The organism is Rhizobium grahamii, assembly GCF_009498215.1.
Lineage (GTDB): Bacteria > Pseudomonadota > Alphaproteobacteria > Rhizobiales > Rhizobiaceae > Rhizobium > Rhizobium grahamii_A.
This window is the reverse complement of the sequence record NZ_CP043498.1, coordinates 3,318,673-3,339,665: the sequence shown is the minus strand read 5'-3', so window position 1 is coordinate 3,339,665 and position 20,993 is coordinate 3,318,673. Positions and strand designations below refer to the sequence as shown.

Genomic DNA, 20,993 nt, shown 5'->3' with positions numbered 1-20,993 from the left:
GCCGTGAAAACCGGACGAGACGCGCGCAATAATCATAAACGATGCGAATCGATTTAGACGCACAAACAGACAGGCTGCGTGGAAGGCGAGGAACGGCCCTTCCCCCACGGAGCCAAACGGGAAAGTTGGACACTATCGGAATAAATCAAGTCAAGAGTTTTCGCCGTCGCTGCGATCGATGGTAGAGCTCGCGTTGGCCCACCCATCCTAAACGCTGCCGGATGCGCGCTTTGCGAAGAAGGCTGCTATCCTCGTTTGTGCCTCTTCGGTCTCCCAGCTATCGGCGAGCTTGCGAACGACCTCCTCGATGACTTCGGCGGTGATCTCGGTGGAGAGTGAAGCGACCAGTGACTTCGCGTGAGCGGCTGCTTGGGGCGAAGCCGCAAGAAACTCTTCGATTTCAGCGTCCAAGGCGGCATCAAGATCATCCCCGCCAACCACGCTCACAAGTCCGATCCTCAGAGCAGTGGGAGCGTCGAAAAGTGCACCTGACATAAAAAACCGGCGGGCGGCGGGCGCACCAATCCGGGCGATGACGTAGGGGCTGATCGTGGCCGGTATGATGCCCAGCCGGACTTCGGTCAGGCCGAAACGGGCTTGCGGGCTTGCGACAGCGCTGTCGCACACGGAGACCAATCCGATCCCGCCGCCAAACGCATTGCCGTGGACGCTCGCAATAAGCGGCTTCGGAATATCGTTGAGCGCCTTGAACATCATCGCAAGCCGTCTTGCTTCCGACATCCGCTCGGCTCGCGATGCGGCAAACTGCGATCGCATCCAGTCGAGATCTCCGCCCGCGCAGAAGCTCTTGCCCTCGCCTGCCAGGACGATAAGGCGGACGTCGGGATCTGTCCTGAGACTGTGTGCTGCTTCCGTCAGGTCGTCGATCATCTCAGGCGACATTGCGTTGTGCTTTTCAGGGCGCATCAAGGTGAGCCGGGCAACGCCCCGTGCATCGGTGGTGATATCGACGGTTTTAGGCATCAGTCCGCACTCCTCAGACTATGCGCAAACGCGGCAGCTTCCTGAAGTTTTTCCGTCAGCAGGCCGGTGCGGAAGCCTTTTCGCGAGAGGTAATTGGCGACCGCCAGTGTATCCACGTTGCCAGCCGAACCTGGGGCATAGGGGCACCCGCCAAGGCCGCCGACGGACGCATCGAAAACCCGCAGTCCATGCTCGAGGGAGACGCCGATGTTCTCGAGCGCCCAGCCATCGGTGTCGTGAAAGTGGCCTGCAAGCATCGTTGCCGGGGCGGAAGACAAAACCGTCAGTAACATCCTGTCGACCGCCTCCGGACGACCCTTGCCGATGGTATCGCCCAGGCTGATCTCGTAACATCCCAGCCTGTGCAACTGTTCGACGACATCAGCGGACGCACTGGGCGATACCGCACCTTCATAGGGACACTCGACAACGCAACTGACATACCCGCGCAAGGGGATCCCCCTCTCCTTGCTCGCAAGCGCGACCGGTCGAAATTGTTCGATACTTTCGGCAATCGAGCAGTTGATGTTGTGCCTTGAAAAGCTTTCCGAGGCGGAAGCAAAGATCGCCACTTCATCGGCGCCGGCGAGCATAGCTGCTTCGAAACCGCGCATATTGGGCGTCAGCACCGCGTAGCGGACGCCGGGCCTGCGCCGAATCGAGGCCATCACCTCTTTGGCGTCCGCCAGTTGCGGCACCCATTTGTGGCTGACAAAGCTCGTGACCTCGATGCGTTCGAAACCGCAATTGGAGATCCTGTCGACAAGCGCGACTTTTGCTTCGGTGGGAATGATCTTCTTTTCGTTCTGAAGTCCGTCGCGCGGCGCCATTTCGACAATCGAGACGTCGCGAGGAAGCAATGCTTGTTCCGTCACGAGCCGGTATCCTCCGCTTTGAGTGTCACCAAGACAGTCCCTTCTCCGACGTGCTGCCCTTCGTAGACATCGACCAAATCAATTGTACCGTCGCGTGGTGCGACGAGGCTGAGTTCCATCTTCATGGCTTCCATCACCACGAGAGGCGCGCCTTTGGAAACCACGGCCCCCTTCTCTGTCCGGATGATTTTGACCAGACCGGGCATCGGGGCGATCAGATGGTCTTCGCTTGCGCTATCTTCAGCTTCGTCGCTGAGTGGATCGGGCAGGCGAAATGCATGGGTTCGGCCATCCAGGTGCAGGGTCAGATGGCGAGAGACGGTCCCAGCCTTTACCTCGACCTGTCTGCCGTCGACTTCCGCCTTGAATGTCCCCTCGCCGCGCCCGACGATCTTCACGGGGATGACCCGGCGGCCATCGTGGACAGCAAAGAAATCGAAACCCTTGGCGGCAACCCGCAGACTTGCATGGCCTGCGTCATGCTCGAGCGTTACGATCCGCTGCATTTCGCCCCAAAGCTGCCAGTAACCAAGTGCCGACCAGGGATCCGTCTGGTCCGGCGAAGTGGTTGTCTCAAGCGACAGCACGGCGGCAAGGGCAATCACGCCGTCTTCGGGAGGACGGTTTTCCGTCAGCTCCTGGAAGTTCCGGTCGATGATGCCTGTGTCGGGATGCCCCGCAATGAATTCCTCCACGCTCGCCAGCCGTTCGAGAAATTCGAGATTGGTGGTGACGCCGGCCACATAGGATGTTCTCAACGCCCTGTTCAGCCGGGAAAGCGCTGCCGCCCGTGTAGGGCCATGGACAATGATCTTCGCGATCAGAGGGTCGTAGTAGGGTGATATCACGTCTCCGGCTCTCACTCCGCTGTCGATGCGGGCGCTGACGTCGGTAAACTCGAGCTGCTTTAGGGTCCCGGTTGCCGGTAGGAAGCCCTTGGCGGCATCCTCGGCGTAAAGCCGTGCCTCGAACGCCCAGCCGTAGATCTCCAGTTCGGATTGCTTCATCGGCAGCGGCTCGCCGGCTGCGACCCGAAGCTGCCATTCCACCAGATCGACGCCTGTTATTGCTTCGGTGATCGGGTGCTCCACCTGGAGACGGGTGTTCATTTCCATGAAGTAGAAGCGATCGGGCGAGAGGCCGCTCGACACGTCTGCGATGAACTCAACCGTTCCCGCCCCCTGATAGCCGATCGCACGCGCTACACGCACGGCGGCATCACCCATGGCGCGTCGCATCTCCGGCGTCATTCCTGGCGCAGGTGCTTCCTCGATCACCTTCTGATGCCGTCGTTGCAGGGAGCAGTCGCGCTCGAAGAGATGAACAACGTTTCCATGCCGGTCTCCAAAGACCTGCACTTCGATATGTCGCGGTTGGAGAAGATAGCGTTCAAGAAGGATCGCATCGTCGCCGAACGCGCCTTTTGCTTCTCTTTTGGCTGCCTGTAATGCCTCGGGAAAATCCTCCTCGTGATCGACGCGGCGCATGCCCTTGCCGCCTCCGCCTGCGCGCGCCTTGATGAGAACCGGATAGCCGATCAAGGCCGCCTGATCCGCAAGCAGTCCCTCCCCCTGTTCCGTTCCGTGATAGCCCGGCACCACCGGGACGCCGGATTGCTCCATCAGGCTTTTGGCCGCGTCTTTCAGTCCCATTGCACGGATTGCCGATGGCAGCGGACCGATGAAGACAATGCCCGCCTGTCCCACCGCTGCCGCAAAATCGGCGTTCTCCGACAGGAAGCCGTAGCCGGGATGGATGGCCTCGGCGCCGGTACGTTCGGCCGCCGCGACGACGCGCTCGATCGAGAGATAGCTATCTTCCGCCGGCGCACGACCCAGACGGACTGCCTCGTCCGCCATCTCGACATGCAGGGCGCCGACATCGGCATCGGAATAGACAGCAACAGTCGCGATACCCATCCGCCGAGCGGTCCTGATGACCCTGCAGGCAATCTCACCACGGTTGGCTACGAGAATTTTCCGAAACATCGGCGACCTCACATCCGAAACAGGCCGAAGCGCGTGTCTTCGATCGGAGCATTCAGGGAAGCGGATAGGGAAAGGCCGATCACGTCACGGCTCTTTGCCGGATCGATCACGCCGTCGTCCCAAAGCCGCGCGGAGGCGTAAAGCGGGTGGCTCTGGCGCTCGAAGAGGTCGAGCACGGGCTGCTTGAAAGCCGTTTCTTCCTCTTGCGTCCAAGGCGTTCCGGCTCTGGAAAGGGCGTCGCCCCGCACGGTTGCCAGTACGCCGGCAGCCTGCTCGCCTCCCATGACGGATATTCGGCTGTTCGGCCAACTCCAGAGGAAACGCGGCGAGAATGCCCTTCCCGCCATTCCATAATTTCCGGCACCAAACGATCCGCCGATCATCATCGTCAGTTTCGGGACGGCGGTCGTTGCGACGGCCGTAACGAGCTTTGCGCCGTGCTTTGCAATCCCTTCGGTTTCGTATTTCCGGCCGACCATGAAGCCGGTGATATTCTGGAGGAAGAGGAGCGGTATCTTTCGTTGGGAGCACAGCTCAACGAAATGCGTACCCTTGAGCGCGGATTCGGAAAACAGCACGCCATTGTTGGCGACCAGCCCGACGGGCATGCCGTAGATATGGGCAAAGCCGCAGACGAGGGTCGTTCCATAGCGTGCTTTGAATTCGTCGAACCGGGACCCGTCCACGATGCGCGCGATCACCTCGCGGACGTCGTAGGGCGTCCTGATATCGGCGGGTACGATCCCCGCAATCTCTGCCGGGTCGTAAAGTGGCGCTTCAGCGGTCTGGAGTGTAACCGGTGACTGCTTGGTGCGGTTCAGGTTCGCGACGACGCGCCGGGCGATGGCGAGCGCGTGAGCGTCATCTCGGGCAAGGTGATCTGCGACGCCGGATAGCCGGGTGTGGACATCGCCGCCGCCGAGGTCTTCCGCCGACACGACCTCCCCGGTGGCTGCCCGCACCAGCGGCGGACCGGCCAGGAAAATAGTGCCCTGGCCCTGCACGATAATCGCTTCGTCGGACATCGCCGGCACATAGGCGCCGCCTGCCGTGCACGATCCCATGACAACCGAAATCTGCGGGATTCCGGCTGCCGACATATTTGCCTGATTGAAGAAGATACGGCCGAAATGTTCCCTGTCGGGAAAAACCTCGTCCTGGTTCGGCAGATTGGCGCCGCCGGAATCGACGAGGTAGATGCAGGGCAACCTGTTCTGCGCGGCAATTTCCTGGGCACGCAAGTGCTTCTTCACCGTCATTGGATAGTAAGTGCCGCCTTTGACGGTTGCATCATTGCAGACAATCATGCATTCGCGGCCTTCCACTCGGCCAATTCCGGTGATCAGGCCGGCTGCCGGCGCCTCGCTTCCATACATGCCGTGCGCGGCCGTGACACTGAACTCAAGGAAAGGCGTCGCCGCGTCGAGCAAGGCCGCGATGCGGTCTCGGGGAAGCATTTTCCCGCGCTTTACATGCCTCTCCCGCGCCGCTGTGCCGCCACCCATCACTGCTGCAGCCGCTGCTTCCTCGACGACCCTGACTGCCTCCGCCAGGGCCGTGAGATTGGCGCGAAAGCTTTCGGAATTCGGTGAGATTTGCGATTTGAGGACCGTCATTTGCCACCGGATCTGGCCAAGGTGAATTTTCTAAATCACGCGGTTTCCGCGAAGAGTTCGCGGCCAATCAGCATGCGCCGGATCTCGGAGGTGCCGGCGCCGATTTCATAGAGTTTGGCATCGCGCAGCAAACGGCCGGCGGGATAATCGTTGGTATAGCCGTTGCCACCTAGCGTCTGTATCGCGTCGAGCGCCATGAGCGTGGCCTTCTCCGCCGCGTATAAAATGCAGCCGGCGGCATCCTTGCGGGTCGTCTCTCCGCGATCGCATGCCGAGGCGACGGCGTAGACATAAGCGCGGGCCGCATTCATCGTCACGTACATGTCGGCCAGCTTGCCCTGCATTAGCTGAAACTCGCCGATGGGCTGGCCGAACTGCTTCCTCTCATGAAGATAGGGAACGACAACGTCCATGCAGGCGGCCATGATTCCCAGCGGACCTGCGGAGAGGACGACTCTCTCGTAGTCCAGCCCGGACATCAGCACGCGCACGCCGCCGCCGACGGTGCCGAGCACATTTTCCGCCGGCACGATGCAGTTCGAAAAGATCAGTTCCGATGTATGGGAGCCACGCATGCCGAGCTTGTCGAGCTTGGGGCCGGTCGAAAAGCCGCCGAAGCCGCTTTCGACCAGGAATGCGGTAATGCCGCGTGGTCCGGCATCGGGATCGGTCTTGGCGTAGACGACAAGAACGCTGGCGTCAGGACCGTTGGTAATCCACATCTTGCTACCATTGAGCACATACCCGTCACCGCGCTTCTCGGCTCGAAGCTTCATGGAGACGACGTCGGATCCGGATCCCGGCTCGGACATGGCAAGCGCCCCGACGTGCTCTCCCGAGACGAGCTTGGGCAGGTATCGCGCTTTCTGGTCCGGCGTTCCGTTTCTGTTGATCTGGTTGACGCAGAGGTTCGAGTGCGCGCCATAACTCAAGCCGACGGAGGCTGAGGCGCGGCTTATTTCTTCCATGGCGACACAGTGAGCGAGGTAGCCCTGCCCGCTACCGCCGTAATCCTCCCGGCGGTAATGCCGAGCAGGCCCATCTCGCCCATTTCACGCCAGAGCGACATCGGGAAGCTGTTCGTCGCATCCGATTGCGCTGCAAATGGTGCGATCCGGTCCGAAGCGAAGCGGCGGACGCTTTCGCGCAGGGCTTCCACCTCATCCGGCAATGAAAACTTCAAGCCACCCGAAAACATGCGCTTCCTCCCCTGGTGCGGCGCAACTTACGGTTCAAGGCATGCGTTCTTGTCGTTCATCTTTTCCAGCGATCAGCCGAAATGGTGAAGCTTTAGTATAGATTTTGGGCAGGAACTTTAAAATGGCAAGCAGGCACGGCCGCATTGACCAACAATCCTGCTGAAGAATTCGAGGCACTTGCGACGACGGACGGCAATGCCAGCCTGAAAACCGTATAGACCGCCTGCATGCGCAGCGGGCATCGAGAGCCCAGAAACGATCCGTGTTCGGCTTCCTGCTTACCGCTTTATCGCGTGGCCAGCTCGGCTCTTTGAAATGGCACGCGCCTGACAGCGCTTCATCATCGCGCTCTGAACTTCGGCCTGGAACACCAGCACCTGTTCGCGCACGTCGTCTTCGGAAAGGCCAAGCGCACTCAGTTCGTCAGCAAGGCGGCGGCATTCCGTCTTCCAGAAACGTACCGCGTCCTCTCCATGAAGTTGCTCAAGTTCGGCAGCGCAGCGGTCGATGTCGCCGGCCCTCGAGGCTACGGGGAAAAGTACGATCTCGCTCGTGGTCATTGCCTTCAGGGTCTTCGTTGTTTTTGCCGACATCGATTCGTTCCGTTGTGTTCGCTCCATTCCTACCCAACCATGGTTAACGCTTTCCTCAGCAGCGGGGACGGTTGGTCATGCCGCGCAATCTCGGACAAGCCATCTTCCGATCAATCCCGAACAGGGCTACATATCGGGCGGGGAAACATGGGGGCGAGAGAATTGCGGAAGTTCATCGCAAAACCGGTAGCGATTGCGATCGTGGTGTTTGCGCGCGCCATAACTGCGGTTCGTGCGATCTGGCCGGCCGAAGGCGTTTTTACCGGGCAATGTGTTTATTTCGCCAATCACTCAAGTCATGGCGATTTCATTCTCGTCTGGGCGGTCTTGCCGCCGCGTCTGCGATCGCGTGTCCGGCCCGTTGCCGGAGCCGAGTACTGGCTTAAATCTGCGATCAGCCGCTTTATCGGACGTGATGTTTTCGACGCGGTGCTGATCGAGCGAGACCGTGACACCCGCACGGGCGATCCCATCGAAATCATGTCGAGCGCTATCGATGCCGGCTCCTCCCTGATCCTCTTTCCCGAGGGCACGAGGAATCAGACGGACCAGCTGCTACAACCGTTCAAAAGCGGTCTTTTTCACCTTGCGTCCGCACGGCCGAATATTTCGCTCGTGCCTGTCTGGATCAACAATCTCAACCGCGTGATGCCGAAAGGCGAGATCGTGCCAATCCCTCTCATCTGCACCGTTACCTTCGGCCAGCCCATGCAACTCGCTTCCGGTGAGGCCAAGGAGGCCTTCCTTGAGCGCGCGCGATCCGCTCTTCTCGAGCTTTCGCCAAACACGCGAGGCGAAAACGCATGAGTGGTGTGGACTCCGATCTCGGAAAGCTCGTCTGCGGGATACTTGCAGTCCTCGTCGTTGCATCCATCGTCGGCTATATACTGCAGCGCAGGTTTTCACCCGATGGTTCGAATGCTTCGATCGAGAACCTGAATGCGCGCATCAAGGCCTGGTGGGTCATGGCCGTGCTGATCGGGGTCGCCTTTCTGGCTGGTCGCGTCGGCGTGCTCGTGCTGTTTGGCTTTTGCTCCTTTGCGGCGCTGCGCGAGTTCATCACGCTGACCCATACGCGTCGTGCCGATCATTGGGCTCTTGCGGCTGCCTTCTTCGTGGTCTTGCCGATGCAGTATTATCTGCTCTGGCTACATCAATACGGCATCTTCTCGATCTTCATACCGGTCTATTCATTTCTGCTGATGCCGATCATTTCTGTCCTTCGCGGTGACACGGAAGGGTTTCTCGACCGGATCGCCGAAGTCCAGTGGGCCTTGATGATCTGCGTCTTCTGCGCGTCGCATGTTCCGGCGCTCCTGACCCTGAGCATACCGGGCTATGAAGGGCGGAACGTGCTGCTGATCGCGTTCCTGATCATTATCGTCCAGCTCAGCGACGTGCTTCAGTATGTTTGGGGCAAGCTGTTCGGGAAGACCAAGATTGCCCCGCGGCTCTCGCCGTCTAAAACGGTCGAGGGCTTCGTCGGTGGTGTCGCCAGCGCGACGCTGATCGGTGCGGGATTGTGGTGGATCACGCCTTTCACGCCCGTTCAGGCCGGTCTGCTTGCGCTTGTTATCACGATGATGGGTTTCTTCGGTGGTCTGGTCATGTCGGCGATCAAGCGGGATCGCGGCGTCAAGGATTGGGGCAACCTGATCGAGGGGCACGGCGGGCTGATCGATCGGCTGGATTCCGTCGTGTTTTCCGCGCCGATATTCTTCCACGTCGTTCGTTATTGGTGGTCCGTGACATGAGAGGTGGCTTTGCGCGCGTCGCGAACAGCGCAATCACGCACACTGCTTTTGCGTTCTGCGCGATGGGGAGCTGGGCTCTCTTTGCCAATCGAGCCCATCCGTTTCCCAAGGCCGTTACCGCAGCCGTGATCCAGGGTGTCATCTCGGCGTGCCTGACACTTTTCCTGAAGACAGTTGTCGAAAGACTTTCCCGATCGTTCCGGGGGCTGACGGCGCTATGGGCGCCGCCGTTGATCGCCTGCCTCGGGTCGAGCGCGATCCTCGCCACGATACATCTCCTGAGCGGCACCCCTGAAGTCTTGAAGACCATTGCCATACCCTTGCTCGTCTCGACATCATACGCGACGATCTACAACTACGCGCTTTACCGGAAGAGAGGGCTCGCATGACGGAGACTGGCGATCGGCGACCTTTGGCCAGCCGTGACACGCGCTGGGCGCAGCGCATCGCGCAATGGCTCGCAAAAAGATCCATAACGCCGAATCAAATATCCCAGACAAGCATGCTGGCCGCCGCCATAGCGGGCGGCGCTTTTGCGTTGTCTGGCGTGAGCGTCGGCGTTCAGCACACCATCCTGCTTCTTCTTGCGGCAGGCTTTTGCCAGGTGCGCCTGCTCTGCAATCTCTTTGACGGGATGGTCGCCGTGGAGGGCGGGAAAGGTGCGGCGGACGGACCGTTCTGGAATGAATTCCCGGATCGCGTGGCGGATATCCTGATCCTTGTCGGCGCGGGGGCGGCGATCGGATCAATTGGGCTCGGTTGGGCCGCTGCCGCCTTTGCGGTGCTCACCGCTTATGTGCGGGAGCTCGGGCGAGCGACCGGGCAGCCGAGTGATTTTTCCGGCCCGATGGCGAAGCAACACCGTATGGCGGTCGTCACCGCCGGTGCCGTCATTTCGATCTTCGAACCACTGTGGGGCGGTAGCGGTCTCGTGTTGTCTGTAGTGCTTTGGATTGTCGCGTTGGGAGCCGGTCTGACCGCGCTTCGCCGAGGCCGAAATCTGGTGCGCGGCCTGAAAGCCAAGGGCTCGGCGACCTAGTATAACTTTACGCAGGCGTACCGGATTGGCGGAAAGTGTGCTTGCGGAAAGATAGGGTGCCAATAAAAGAACTGCGTTGCTTCTCCTTTTCCCCGAAGCAGCCTTGGACTAGCCTCGCTTCGGCGAGGCATTTTTCCGACAGGCCCCTTTGAATTTCTATCGGTATGCTCTCTCGGAGAGGGCGGTTAGTCGCGCCTTGACCAATAGTTCATGGAGAATGCGCCGCCGCATCGGATTCTCGAGCCTGATTGCCTTTGCGCCAAGAAACTCGATTTCGATCTGTTCAAAAACGGCGAGGTCCGCCGCGGTTTCGATGGCGTGAGAGTAGAGGTCGTGGAAAGGCGTGCGGCATACGTAGGTCTTGTATTTCGTTATGCAGAAGGGTGAAAAAGCACCTTCCTGCCGGCGTAGGAAGTCCGCGACGCCAACAGTCACTTCGGGCCATGTGGGATTGAAGGTATCGTCGAACACGATGATGCCGTGGTCGGCGAGGCAACCAGCGGCGAGCTTGCTGTCCGATGCGACGTGGTGGAGCAGATGCCCACCATCGACGCTGAAGAAACGCACCGCACCTGCTTTTTTCGAGATATCGCCAACTGTGAGAACGGTACTGTCGCTTTGAATGACGGTGTCCTCGTCCACAGTCAGGCCGAGGCGTCGCCCGTTCTCAAGAAAGTCCGCGTATTGCCCTTGGGCGGCATCGAAAGAGTCGATAGCAACGATCTGCTCGTCGTTTCCGCAGATATAGCGAAGCAAAAAGTAGGATCGACCGTAGTAAACCCCGATCTCGGCGACGGCGCCCGCGAGATTTTCGGCGGCTTGGCAACGCAAAAGCGAGAGAAAGACCAGCGCGTCCGGCGGATCGATGTAGCCATTGACAGACTGCAGTGTGTGGAAGATGAATCTTCTGGCCTCTCGATCCATGCTGAGTACCTGCGGTAGTTGAAATCGACTTACGTCAACTATGCTTCATTTCAGGAGTGTCAAACTCGAATATATCTTCAATTATAGATTGCCGCATGTCTCTGACATCGATCATTTTATTTCGCGATTGTCGTGGAATTTCGGATAAATGCTTAAGAAGAATTCATTTTCCAGGCAGTAGGACTTCGGAAAGCGACGACGGAAGACTTTGCTAACCTCGCAAACCGCAAGATATTACGCGTTGCCGAAATGGCGTTTTTTTTCTTTTTCTCGCCATCTCCTTCGCCTAAATCTCCTCTGTCCGTCGTAACAACAGAAGGTGGTGCATGGCAGGTGAAACGGTTTTGGTCGTCGGGGGAGCCGGTTATATCGGCTCGCACACGTGTCTGGATCTCGCCAACAAGGGCTTCGTGCCCGTGGTATTCGACAATTTCTCGAATGGGCACCGCGAGTTCGTGAAATGGGGGCCCGTTGAAGAAGGCGATATTCGCGACAGGGCGCGGCTTGACGAGGTTCTCGCAAAGCATAAGCCGGCAGCCATTCTGCATTTTGCGGCACTCATCGAAGTCGGCGAGTCGGTCAAGGATCCGGTCGCATTCTACGAGAACAACGTCGTCGGAACGCTGACCCTGCTTGCCGCCGCGCAGAACGCCGGTATCAAGGCTTTCGTTTTCTCATCGACCTGCGCCACCTACGGCCTGCCGCAGACGGTGCCGCTGGATGAGGGCCACCAGCAGGTTCCGATCAATCCGTATGGCCGCACGAAGCATATCGTCGAACAGGCTCTGTCTGACTATGCCCAGTACACCGGCTTCCGATCGGTGATCCTGCGATACTTCAATGCGGCCGGCGCTGATTTCGAGGGGCGCATCGGCGAATGGCATCAGCCGGAAACCCATGCGATACCTTTGGCCATCGATGCTGCGCTGGGGCGCCGCCAGGGCTTCAAGGTTTTCGGCAGCGATTACGATACGCGTGACGGAACCTGTGTGCGCGATTACATCCATGTGCTCGATCTCGCCGATGCGCATGTGCGTGCCGTGGAGTATCTCTTGAGGGGTGGCGAATCCATCGCACTCAACCTCGGAACCGGCACGGGCACGACGGTGAAGGAATTGTTGTCGGCTATCGAAGAGGTGTCGGAGCGTCCCTTCCCCGTCGAATATGTCGGGCGTCGCGAAGGGGACTCGACCACTCTCGTTGCCAACAACGACAAGGCGCGCGAAATCCTGGGCTGGGTGCCGAAGCATGATCTCTCCCAGATCATCCGCTCCGCCTGGAACTGGCATTCGAAGTCGAACCATCACTGAGCACCGCACGCATGAGCAACAGGCCCAATGTTCTTCTGATCACGGCCGACCAGTGGCGCGGCGATTGCCTTTCCGCGGTCGGGCATCCTTGCGTGAAGACGCCGAATGTGGATGCCTTTGCTGCTGAAGGCACGTTGTTCGCACGCCATTATGCCGGTGCAGCCCCCTGCTCACCGGCGCGTGCGACGCTCTATACCGGGCTCTACCAGATGAATCATCGCGTCTGCCGCAATGGTTCGCCCCTCGATGCTCGGTTCGATAATCTGGCGCTGGCAGCGCGCCGGGCGGGATACGAACCGACGTTGTTCGGATACACCGATACGGCGCCTGATCCCGCGAGCTTGCTCCCGGGGATCCGCACTTGACGACCTACGAAGGTCTCCTGCCGGGTTTCACTGCACGGCAGCTCCTGCCCGAACATGAAAAACAGTGGCTTTCGTGGCTGCGCGAGCGCGGCCACGCCGATGCCTTCGATCGGAGCGTCCACATTCCCGTCGGCGCTCGCCCGGGGCAGATATCGAATGCGCCGACCGCCTATTCGAAAGAGGAGACGCAGACGGCGTTCCTTGCCGGCGAGTTCATTCGCTGGGTGGGTGAGCAGGACCGACCGTGGTTCGCGCATGTTTCCTTCCTGCGTCCCCACCCGCCTTTCTCGGTGCCGGCGCCCTACAACGATATGTACGCACCGGAGGATGGGCCGCGCTTTGCCCGAGCGGAGGATCGCGAGACAGAGAAGCGGCAGCATCCTTATCTCGCCTATGCGATGCCGAGGATGGAACAAGGTAGCTTCGTCTATGGCGCTTCAGGCTCGGTCAGCGACTGGAATGCGAACCAGCTCGAAGCCATCCGCGCGATCTACTATGGCATGATCGGCGAGGTCGATGCGCAGCTTGGCCGGATCTGGAATGCTCTCAAGCAATCCGGTGCATGGGACAATACGCTTGTCATTTTCACGTCCGATCACGCGGAGATGGCGGGCGATCACTGGGCGCTGGGCAAAGGCGGCTACTTTGACGGCAGCTACCATATTCCGCTGGTTATTCGTGACCCCCAAGTGAAGGCGATTGGAACGCCCGTTCGGGTGTTCACGAGTGCGGCCGATATCTTTCCGACACTCTGCGAACGCCTGGGTCTTCGGTCCGGCAATTGGCTCGATGGTCAATCGCTCATGCCATTCGTTTCAAATGGTGCGAACTCATCTTGGCGCGATGCGGCTTTCTGGGAGTTCGATTTCCGCGACGTCGTTCATCGGACCGCCGAAGACCACTTCGGCCTTCGTTCCAATGAATGCAATCTTGCGGTTATCAGGGATGCGCAGTTCAAGTTCGTGCATTTTGCTGCGTTGCCGCCGTTGCTCTTCGACCTTGAGAAGGACCCGATGGAGCTTAGCAACGTCGCTGAGGAGGCCGCTTATGCGCCGGTGCGCCTGGCGTATGCAGAGAAGCTGCTTTCTCTGCGAGCCCGCCATCTGGACCAGACGCTGGCCTACACCGAGCTTACGGAAGCAGGGCCGGTTACCGCCCGGCCCTGAAAAGGTTCAAGAGAAGCGGCCGAGGTAATCCATCTTTCCGACCGCAACGCCCTGATTTCGCAGAATGGCGTGTGCCATCGAAATGTGAAAATAGAAGTTGGGTAAGGCGAAGGTCGCCAGGTACTCGTCGCCACGGAAGGTGAACTTGTTGCCGCCAGGGGCGATCGTGACCTCGTTTGTTTCCGTACCGTCGAGCGCGCTCGGCGCAATCGTCGCGAGGTAGGAGTTGGTCTTCGCGAGACGCTCGCGCAGGTCGCCGATCGTCGTCTCGTTATCCTCGAATTTCGGGGCGTCGGTCGCCGTCAGGCGCGCAATGGCGAGCTTGGCGCTGTCGGTTGCACGCTGGAACTGGCCGGAAAACGGCAGCATGTCGGGCGCGAGGCGCGACGATACCAACTCGGAAGATGCGATGCCTTTTTCGGCGGCATGGCTTTCCGCCTTGTCCAGATAGGTTCCTAGAGTGGTCAGGCCTCGTTGGAACAAAGGGACCGTGAGGCGATACATCGAAATAGGCATTGATGTCTCCATAAGAGATGCGGGGGCTGTTGCGGCAGCAGATATAGGGTGCGCGCACTCTGTTTTAACGAGGCGCGGCGACCTCCGGCAGCTTATTTTTCTTCGTCGTTCCCTGAGGCATTTAACCAGCCTTTCGGTCTGTCCGGCGAGGACGGCGGTTGCTCACCTGGCTGCGCTATCACGCTGAAAAAATTTCTCAAAAAAGGGGTGGCGTATTTTGCCAGCTTTTCTATTCTGCCGGCTTCGCATCGCCCGCCCGGGCACACAGGAACAGCAATGCAATTGGTATTCGACGGTCATAACGACGTTCTTCTTCGGCTCTGGACGCATGAACGGGAAGGTGGCGATCCTGTCGCCGAATTTTCCAACGGCACTGATACCGGGCACATCGACGGCCCGCGGGCGAAGAAGGGCGGACTGGCCGGCGGTTTGTGCGCGATCTACGTGCCTTCGGGCGATCTGGTCTTTGCCGATCCCGACAAGAACGGTCACTATGTGACGCCGCTTGCAGCGCCCCTCGAGCCGCTTCCCTCGCTGAAGATTGCCACCGAAATGGCGGCGATCGCGCTTCGGCTCGATCGGGCCGGCGCATGGCGGTTGTGCCGCACCGTCAAGGAAATCCGGCAGGCAATGTCAGATCAGGTCTTTGCTGCGGTAATGCATATGGAAGGCTGCGAGGCGATCGGCTCCGATCTTGCTGCACTCGAGGTTTTCTACGCCGCCGGACTGAGGTCGCTTGGACCGGTCTGGAGCCGGCATAACATTTTCGGACATGGTGTACCGTTCGCGTTTCCGATGTCGCCGGATACGGCGCCGGGCCTGACGGACGCCGGCTTTGCGCTGGTGCGCGAGTGCAACCGTCTCGGCATCATGATCGATCTCGCGCACATCACCGAAAAGGGCTTCTGGGATGTGGCCAAGACCACCGATCAGCCACTGGTGGCCAGCCATTCCAACGCTCACGCGCTGACGCCGGTCGCGCGCAATCTGACGGACAAGCAGCTTGAAGCGATCAGAGAAAGCAAGGGCCTTGTCGGCATAAATTACGCGACCGCCATGCTCCGCAAGGATGGCCGGTCTGACGGCGACACGCCGCTCAGCGATATGATCCGCCATATCGATTATCTGGTGGAGCGTGTCGGGATCGACTGCGTCGCTCTCGGTTCTGATTTCGATGGCGCGACAATTCCGGATGAAATCGGCGATGCTGCCGGCAATCAGAACCTGATTGCCGCGTTGAAGCGGGCTGGCTATGCTGGCGAGGATCTTGAGAAATTGGCCAGCGGGAACTGGCTGAGAATCCTGGGTTCGGCGTGGGGAGAATAGGGCGCCGAAGCCAAACATTATTTGCAATATATTAGAGAAACAGGGGAACAAAACCATGATCATGACCAAATTTAACCGCAGTTTCCGGGTGCTTTCCGCAAGCGCCGCCCTCTCCTCCTGATGATCGCCGCTCCGGCGGCATTCGCCGAAACGCCGAAGGATACGCTCGTCGAAGGCTTCGCGATCGACGACATCATCACCATGGATCCGGGCGAGGCTTTCGAGCTGTCGACGGCAGAAGTGACGAGCAACACCTACAGCCTGCTGGTGCGCCTCGACATGGCCGACACCTCCAAGGTCAAGGGCGACCTGGCTGATAGCTGGACCGTGTCGGATGACGGCCTCACCTACACTTTCAAGCTCAAGTCCGGCCTCAAATTTGCGTCGGGCAACCCGATCACTGCAGAAGATGTTGCATGGTCGTTCGAGCGCGCAGTCAAGCTCGACAAGAGCCCGGCCTTCATCATCACCCAGTTCGGCATCAATGGCGATAACGTCACCGAGAAGGCCAAGGCGACCGACGAGAACACCTTTACCTTCACCGTCGACAAGGCTTACGCGCCGAGCTTCGTGCTGAACTGCCTGACGGCAACGGTTGCCTCTGTCGTCGACAAGAAGCTGGTTCTCGATCACGTCAAGCCGGTCACCCCTTCGGCCGACTACAAGTACGACAACGACTTCGGCAATGAGTGGCTGAAGACGGGTTACGCCGGCTCCGGCGCCTTCAAGCTGCGCGAATGGCGCGCGAACGAAGTCGTCGTTCTCGAACGCAACGACAACTATTATGGCGACAAGGCCAAGCTGAACCGCGTCATCTACCGCTTCATGAAGGAAAGCTCGGCTCAGCGCCTGGCGCTTGAGGCAGGCGATATCGACATCGCCCGCAACCTCGAGCCCGGCGATCTCGATGCTGTTGCCAAGAACGCTGACCTCGCCGCCGAAAGCGCACCGAAGGGCACCGTCTACTTCATCAGCCTGAACTCCAAGAACGAAAACCTGAAGAAGCCGGAAGTCCAGGAAGCCTTCAAGTACCTCGTGGACTACGATGCCATCGGCTCTACGCTCATCAAGGGCATCGGCGAGATCCATCAGACCTTCCTGCCGAAGGGCCAGCTCGGCGCCCTCGACGAGAACCCCTACAAGCTCGATGTCGCCAAGGCCAAGGAACTGCTGGCGAAGGCAGGTCTCAAGGATGGCTTCTCGGTCACGATCGACGTCCGCAATACTCAGCCGGTCACCGGCATTGCCGAATCCATCCAGCAGTCGGTCGCCCAGGCCGGCATCAAGATGGAAATCATCCCCGGCGATGGCAAGCAGACGCTGACCAAGTTCCGCGCCCGCACGCATGACATCTACATCGGCCAGTGGGGTTCGGACTATTTCGACCCGAACTCCAACGCTGATACGTTCACCAGCAACCCTGACAACTCGGACGCCGGCACAGTGAAGACGCTCGCCTGGCGCAACACCTGGGAAGCGCCGGAACTCGACAAGGAAGCCAAGGCCGCCCTGCTCGAGCGCGACAACGCCAAGCGCGCTGCGATGTATCAGGACATCCAGAAGAAGTATCTGGCCAACAGCCCGTTCGTCTTCATTTTCCAGCAGACCGAAGTCGCCGGCTACCGCAAGGGCCTGACGAACTTCAAGCTCGGACCGAGCTTCGACACCAACTACGTCGGCCCGATCGGCAAGGAATGATCAGGCGGGGCTGATCCATTGAGCGTAGTCGAACCAACGACGGAAGCACGGCCGAAACCCGGCCGTGCTCTTCCCATTGCAAAGGCTGTCGGGCGCTTTCTCATCGCTGCCGTCACCACCTATCTCGGCCTTCTCGCCGTTACCTTCTTCATCGGTCGTGTCGTGCCGATCGATCCGGTCTTGGCCATTCTCGGTGACCGCGCCCCGGCCCATGTGGTCGAGCGCGTGCGGCGCGAAATGGGTTTCGACCTGCCGCTCTACCAGCAGTTCTACATCTACCTCAAAGGCATCCTTGCCGGCGATTTCGGCACCTCGGTGCTGACCACGAACCCTGTTATGGTCGACATCAAGCGCGTCTTCCCGGCGACGATCGAACTTGCGACGCTCGGGACCATCATCGGCTCGGTGATCGGCGTTCCGCTCGGCGTGCTTGCCGCCGTCAAGCGTGGCAGCTTCGCCGACCAGATCGTCCGCGTCATCGGCCTGATCGGCTACTCCGTGCCGATCTTCTGGCTTTCGCTGATCTCGCTGGTGATCTTCTATGCCAAGCTGCGCTGGGTGGCCTTCCCCGGCCGCATCGACATCGTTTTCGAGTATACGTTCACGCCGGTGACCGGTTTCTATCTGCTCGACAGCGCCATGCAGGGGCAGTGGGATGTCTTCTACGACGTCTTCCGGCACATCATCCTGCCGGCCTCGCTGCTTGGCTATTTCTCGCTCGCCTATATCAGCCGCATGACCCGCAGTTTCATGTTGAATGAACTCAGCCAGGAATATGTCGTGGCGGCGCGCGCCAAGGGCCTTTCCGAAACCCGCGTCATATGGGGCCATGCGCTGCGCAACGCCGCCGTCCCGCTCGTTACGGTTATTGCCCTGTCCTATGCCGGACTTCTGGAAGGCTCGGTGCTGACCGAGACCGTATTCTCCTGGCCCGGGATTGGTCTCTACATCACCAATTCCTTGCAGAACGCCGACATGAATGCCGTCCTCGGCGGAACGATCGTCATCGGTACCGTCTTCATCGGAATCAACCTCGTGTCCGATCTTCTCTACCGCACTCTCGATCCCAGGACGCGCACCCGATGACCGCTCCCGCTCAGCAATCTGCACCTATGAGCCGCCGCGAGTGGCTGCTGTCCGATCGGCCGCAGTCTCGAAGACAGGCTCGCCTGGGTCGAGCCTATGTGACGTGGCGGCAATTCACAGCAAACCGTCTGGCGGTCGTTGGCCTGGTGATCATCATCGCGCTGCTTCTGATCGCCGCGTTTGCCGATCTGCTTGCAACCCACTCCCCTGTTGTCGGGGATCTCAAGAATGCCCGGCTGCTGCCGCCCGGCACCGAAGGCTACATCCTCGGCACTGACGACCAGGGTCGCGATATCTTCTCGCGCCTGATCTACGGTTCGCGCCTGACGCTTCTCGTCGTTGTGCTGGTTGCGATCATTTCCGCGCCGATCGGGCTGATTATCGGCACGGTCTCCGGCTACGCCGGTGGCTGGGTCGATGCTGTCCTTATGCGCATTACTGATATCTTCCTGGCGTTTCCGAAGCTCGTTCTGGCCCTTGCCTTTGTTGCCGCGCTCGGCCCGGGCATCCAGAACGCGATCATCGCTATCGCCATCACCTCTTGGCCGCCCTATGCCCGTATCGCTCGCGCTGAAACGCTGACGGTTCGTCGGTCGGACTTTATCGCCGCGGTTCGGTTGATGGGCGCCTCGCCGCTTCGGATCATTGTGCGGCACGTGATGCCGCTGTGCATCTCCTCGCTGATCGTCCGCGTCACCCTCGACATGGCCGGGATTATCCTGACGGCCGCCGGCCTCGGCTTCCTCGGCCTCGGCGCTCAGCCACCGCTGCCGGAATGGGGTGCGATGATCGCCTCGGGACGGCGATTCATTCTCGATCAATGGTGGGTCGCCGCCATGCCCGGCATAGCGATCCTGGTGGTCAGCCTCGGGTTCAACCTGCTCGGCGATGGACTTCGGGATGCGCTCGACCCCAAGGAAAGCGGACAATGACCTCTCTCCTCACCGTAAACAATCTGAAAGTCAGCTACCCCACGCGTACCGGCGTCGTGGAAGCGGTTCGTGGCGTCTCCTTCTCGCTGCAAAAAGAACGTCTCGCGATCGTCGGAGAATCCGGTTCCGGAAAATCGCAGACGGGTCGCGCGATCATGGGGCTCACCCCAAGCATGGTGTCGTGACGGCCGACACTCTGGATTTCAACGGTATCGACCTCCTCAAGGCGTCTCCCAAGGAACGGCGGCAGCTGCGTGGCAAGCGCATCGCCATGGTGCTTCAGGACCCCAAGTATTCTCTCGATCCCGTCATGACGATCGGCCGGCAAATCTGCGAGACGCTGCGCACTCACGAAAACATCAGCCGGAGCGAGGCTCGCGATCGCGCATTGGCCATGCTTGAGGCGGTGCAGATCCGCGATCCAAAGCGCGTCTTTGACCTCCATCCGCACGAGGTTTCGGGCGGCATGGGTCAGCGCGCGATGATCGCCATGATGCTGATCGCGGGTCCCGAATTGCTGATCGCTGACGAACCGACCTCGGCGCTCGATGTCACGGTGCAGCTCGACGTGCTGCGGATCATGGATCGGCTGGTTTCCGAGCGTGGGATGGGTCTGATCTTCGTCTCGCACGATCTCCGTCTCGTCTCATCATTCTGCGACCGCGTCCTCGTCATGTACGCCGGCAAGGTCGTTGAAGAACTGAAGGCTTCCGAACTGAAAAACGCACAGCATCCCTATACGCGCGGCCTGCTGAACTGCATGCCGCAGATCGGCGAAAGCAGACATCCGCTGCCGGTCCTCGATCGCAAGCCGGAGTGGGCGGCATGAGTGCGGCTCTCGCGGTCGACGGCCTTAGCGTCGTCTATGATCACTTCCATGCTCTCAAGACTGTGGGCGTCGAGATCGGGGCAGGCGAGTCCTTCGGGCTGGTCGGCGAATCCGGGTCGGGAAAGTCGACCCTATTGCGCGCCGTTGCGGGGCTCGCACCGGTAACGTCAGGTGAGATCCGCATTCACGGTGAGCCTCTTGTCGGTTCCCGCCGGAGCAAGGCCTTTTACAGGCAAGTGCAGATGGTGTTTCAAGATCCCTATGGATCACTGCATCCCCGGCAAACGATCGACCGCTTGCTGCTTGAGCCTCTGGCGATCCATGGCATAAGCGACAGTGACCGGCGCATCGCACGCGCGCTGGACGAAGTCGGTCTCGGCAACGGGTTCCGCTTCCGCTATCCGCATCAGCTGTCTGGAGGCCAGCGGCAGCGCGTGGCGATTGCACGCGCGCTGATCGTGGAACCGTCCATTCTTCTCCTCGATGAGCCAACGTCAGCGCTCGACGCCTCGGTACAGGCCGAGGTACTGAACCTCTTGGAGCAGGTGAGGCGCGACCGGCAGCTTACCTTTGTGATGGTGAGCCATGACCTCGGTGTCATCACCCATATGTGTGACCGACTTGCCGTCATGAGAAACGGTGTCGTGGTCGAGAGGTTAACAGCGACGGAACTTGCGAGCGGTAGCGTTCATGAAGACTACACGCGAAATTTAATGATCGCGAGCAAGGGCTTTGTGCGGGCGTAATTGCTGCTTTCTGAATGTATTTAAGGACTTATCCGTCTTGCCGTCTC

Annotated in this window: 16 protein-coding genes and 4 pseudogenes; 12 read left to right on the top strand and 8 right to left on the bottom strand. The window is 59.8% G+C overall.

Features of this window, described 5'->3' with window-relative positions:
- Nucleotides 1–207: 207 nt before the first annotated feature.
- The 6 genes and pseudogenes from FZ934_RS16115 to FZ934_RS16090 all read right to left on the bottom strand — a co-directional run bounded on the left by FZ934_RS16115 (nt 208) and on the right by FZ934_RS16090 (nt 7,255).
- Nucleotides 208–984, bottom strand: a complete 777-nt coding sequence (locus FZ934_RS16115; protein ID WP_153271888.1) for a crotonase/enoyl-CoA hydratase family protein — start codon at nt 982–984, stop codon at nt 208–210.
- Nucleotides 984–1,859: a hydroxymethylglutaryl-CoA lyase gene (locus FZ934_RS16110; protein ID WP_153271887.1), complete on the bottom strand. Its 876-nt coding sequence runs from the start codon at nt 1,857–1,859 to the stop codon at nt 984–986. The genes FZ934_RS16115 and FZ934_RS16110 overlap by 1 nt, the downstream gene beginning before the upstream one ends.
- Nucleotides 1,856–3,847: an acetyl/propionyl/methylcrotonyl-CoA carboxylase subunit alpha gene (locus FZ934_RS16105; RefSeq protein ID WP_153271886.1), complete on the bottom strand. Its 1,992-nt coding sequence runs from the start codon at nt 3,845–3,847 to the stop codon at nt 1,856–1,858. The genes FZ934_RS16110 and FZ934_RS16105 overlap by 4 nt, the downstream gene beginning before the upstream one ends.
- Before the next feature lie 8 nt (nt 3,848–3,855).
- Complete coding sequence (locus FZ934_RS16100) at nt 3,856–5,463, bottom strand: carboxyl transferase domain-containing protein (RefSeq protein ID WP_153271885.1); 1,608 nt, start codon at nt 5,461–5,463, stop codon at nt 3,856–3,858.
- Nucleotides 5,464–5,498: 35 nt separating this feature from the next.
- Nucleotides 5,499–6,661: pseudogene (locus FZ934_RS16095) on the bottom strand (isovaleryl-CoA dehydrogenase).
- Between the two features lie 279 nt (nt 6,662–6,940).
- Nucleotides 6,941–7,255, bottom strand: a complete 315-nt coding sequence (locus tag FZ934_RS16090; protein WP_153271884.1) for a DUF6074 family protein — start codon at nt 7,253–7,255, stop codon at nt 6,941–6,943.
- A 162-nt stretch (nt 7,256–7,417) separates the two neighbouring features.
- On the opposite strand from FZ934_RS16090, the gene FZ934_RS16085 reads away from it, so the two are divergent.
- The 4 genes from FZ934_RS16085 to FZ934_RS16070 are packed head-to-tail and all read left to right on the top strand — an operon-like array spanning nt 7,418 to nt 10,048.
- Entirely contained in the window at nt 7,418–8,062 is a 645-nt protein-coding gene (locus FZ934_RS16085; RefSeq protein ID WP_246737810.1) for a lysophospholipid acyltransferase family protein, read from the top strand.
- Nucleotides 8,059–9,009, top strand: coding sequence for a phosphatidate cytidylyltransferase (locus tag FZ934_RS16080; protein ID WP_153271882.1), 951 nt, complete (start codon nt 8,059–8,061; stop codon nt 9,007–9,009). Before FZ934_RS16085 ends, FZ934_RS16080 begins: the two co-directional genes overlap by 4 nt.
- Nucleotides 9,006–9,398, top strand: coding sequence for a hypothetical protein (locus FZ934_RS16075; protein ID WP_153271881.1), 393 nt, complete (start codon nt 9,006–9,008; stop codon nt 9,396–9,398). Before FZ934_RS16080 ends, FZ934_RS16075 begins: the two co-directional genes overlap by 4 nt.
- On the top strand, nt 9,395–10,048 hold the full coding sequence (locus FZ934_RS16070) for a CDP-alcohol phosphatidyltransferase family protein (protein WP_153271880.1): 654 nt from the start codon (nt 9,395–9,397) through the stop codon (nt 10,046–10,048). Before FZ934_RS16075 ends, FZ934_RS16070 begins: the two co-directional genes overlap by 4 nt.
- 156 nt (nt 10,049–10,204) lie before the next feature.
- On the opposite strand, the gene FZ934_RS16065 is transcribed toward FZ934_RS16070, so the two are convergent.
- The gene (locus tag FZ934_RS16065; protein ID WP_153271879.1) at nt 10,205–10,972 is read right to left on the bottom strand and encodes a class I SAM-dependent methyltransferase; all 768 of its coding nucleotides are present in this window, start codon (nt 10,970–10,972) and stop codon (nt 10,205–10,207) included.
- A gap of 326 nt (nt 10,973–11,298) precedes the next feature.
- Between FZ934_RS16065 and galE the strand changes: the two genes are divergently transcribed.
- The gene (galE, locus tag FZ934_RS16060; RefSeq protein WP_153271878.1) at nt 11,299–12,282 is read left to right on the top strand and encodes a UDP-glucose 4-epimerase GalE; all 984 of its coding nucleotides are present in this window, start codon (nt 11,299–11,301) and stop codon (nt 12,280–12,282) included.
- A gap of 11 nt (nt 12,283–12,293) precedes the next feature.
- Nucleotides 12,294–13,813 (top strand): annotated as a pseudogene (locus FZ934_RS16055) (alkaline phosphatase family protein).
- A gap of 6 nt (nt 13,814–13,819) precedes the next feature.
- On the opposite strand, the gene FZ934_RS16050 reads toward FZ934_RS16055, so the two are convergent.
- The gene (locus tag FZ934_RS16050) at nt 13,820–14,329 is read right to left on the bottom strand and encodes a DUF1993 domain-containing protein (protein ID WP_153271877.1); all 510 of its coding nucleotides are present in this window, start codon (nt 14,327–14,329) and stop codon (nt 13,820–13,822) included.
- A 276-nt stretch (nt 14,330–14,605) separates the two neighbouring features.
- Between FZ934_RS16050 and FZ934_RS16045 the strand changes: the two genes are divergently transcribed.
- From FZ934_RS16045 to FZ934_RS16020, 6 genes and pseudogenes are all read left to right on the top strand, one after another.
- On the top strand, nt 14,606–15,655 hold the full coding sequence (locus tag FZ934_RS16045) for a dipeptidase (protein ID WP_153271876.1): 1,050 nt from the start codon (nt 14,606–14,608) through the stop codon (nt 15,653–15,655).
- 55 nt (nt 15,656–15,710) lie between these two features.
- Nucleotides 15,711–17,353 (top strand): annotated as a pseudogene (locus tag FZ934_RS16040) (ABC transporter substrate-binding protein).
- 18 nt (nt 17,354–17,371) lie between these two features.
- Entirely contained in the window at nt 17,372–18,439 is a 1,068-nt protein-coding gene (locus FZ934_RS16035; RefSeq protein ID WP_153271875.1) for an ABC transporter permease, read from the top strand.
- Nucleotides 18,436–19,371: an ABC transporter permease gene (locus tag FZ934_RS16030; protein ID WP_153271874.1), complete on the top strand. Its 936-nt coding sequence runs from the start codon at nt 18,436–18,438 to the stop codon at nt 19,369–19,371. The genes FZ934_RS16035 and FZ934_RS16030 overlap by 4 nt, the downstream gene beginning before the upstream one ends.
- Nucleotides 19,368–20,200, top strand: a pseudogene (locus FZ934_RS16025) (ABC transporter ATP-binding protein). Before FZ934_RS16030 ends, FZ934_RS16025 begins: the two are co-directional and overlap by 4 nt.
- Nucleotides 20,197–20,946, top strand: coding sequence for an ABC transporter ATP-binding protein (locus FZ934_RS16020; protein WP_153271873.1), 750 nt, complete (start codon nt 20,197–20,199; stop codon nt 20,944–20,946). Before FZ934_RS16025 ends, FZ934_RS16020 begins: the two are co-directional and overlap by 4 nt.
- Nucleotides 20,947–20,993: the final 47 nt, after the last annotated feature.

What these genes read in the sequence shown, in the direction of transcription:
- FZ934_RS16075 (WP_153271881.1), top strand. Translation starts at nt 9,006, where the DNA reads ATGAGAGGTGGCTTTGCGCGCGTCGCGAACAGCGCAATCACGCACACT.
- FZ934_RS16030 (WP_153271874.1), top strand. Translation starts at nt 18,436, where the DNA reads ATGACCGCTCCCGCTCAGCAATCTGCACCTATGAGCCGCCGCGAGTGG.
- FZ934_RS16090 (WP_153271884.1), bottom strand. Translation starts at nt 7,255, where the DNA reads ATGTCGGCAAAAACAACGAAGACCCTGAAGGCAATGACCACGAGCGAG.
- galE (WP_153271878.1), top strand. Translation starts at nt 11,299, where the DNA reads ATGGCAGGTGAAACGGTTTTGGTCGTCGGGGGAGCCGGTTATATCGGC.
- FZ934_RS16105 (WP_153271886.1), bottom strand. Translation starts at nt 3,847, where the DNA reads ATGTTTCGGAAAATTCTCGTAGCCAACCGTGGTGAGATTGCCTGCAGG.
- FZ934_RS16080 (WP_153271882.1), top strand. Translation starts at nt 8,059, where the DNA reads ATGAGTGGTGTGGACTCCGATCTCGGAAAGCTCGTCTGCGGGATACTT.
- FZ934_RS16050 (WP_153271877.1), bottom strand. Translation starts at nt 14,329, where the DNA reads ATGCCTATTTCGATGTATCGCCTCACGGTCCCTTTGTTCCAACGAGGC.
- FZ934_RS16070 (WP_153271880.1), top strand. Translation starts at nt 9,395, where the DNA reads ATGACGGAGACTGGCGATCGGCGACCTTTGGCCAGCCGTGACACGCGC.
- FZ934_RS16115 (WP_153271888.1), bottom strand. Translation starts at nt 984, where the DNA reads ATGCCTAAAACCGTCGATATCACCACCGATGCACGGGGCGTTGCCCGG.
- FZ934_RS16045 (WP_153271876.1), top strand. Translation starts at nt 14,606, where the DNA reads ATGCAATTGGTATTCGACGGTCATAACGACGTTCTTCTTCGGCTCTGG.
- FZ934_RS16100 (WP_153271885.1), bottom strand. Translation starts at nt 5,463, where the DNA reads ATGACGGTCCTCAAATCGCAAATCTCACCGAATTCCGAAAGCTTTCGC.
- FZ934_RS16020 (WP_153271873.1), top strand. Translation starts at nt 20,197, where the DNA reads ATGAGTGCGGCTCTCGCGGTCGACGGCCTTAGCGTCGTCTATGATCAC.
- FZ934_RS16065 (WP_153271879.1), bottom strand. Translation starts at nt 10,972, where the DNA reads ATGGATCGAGAGGCCAGAAGATTCATCTTCCACACACTGCAGTCTGTC.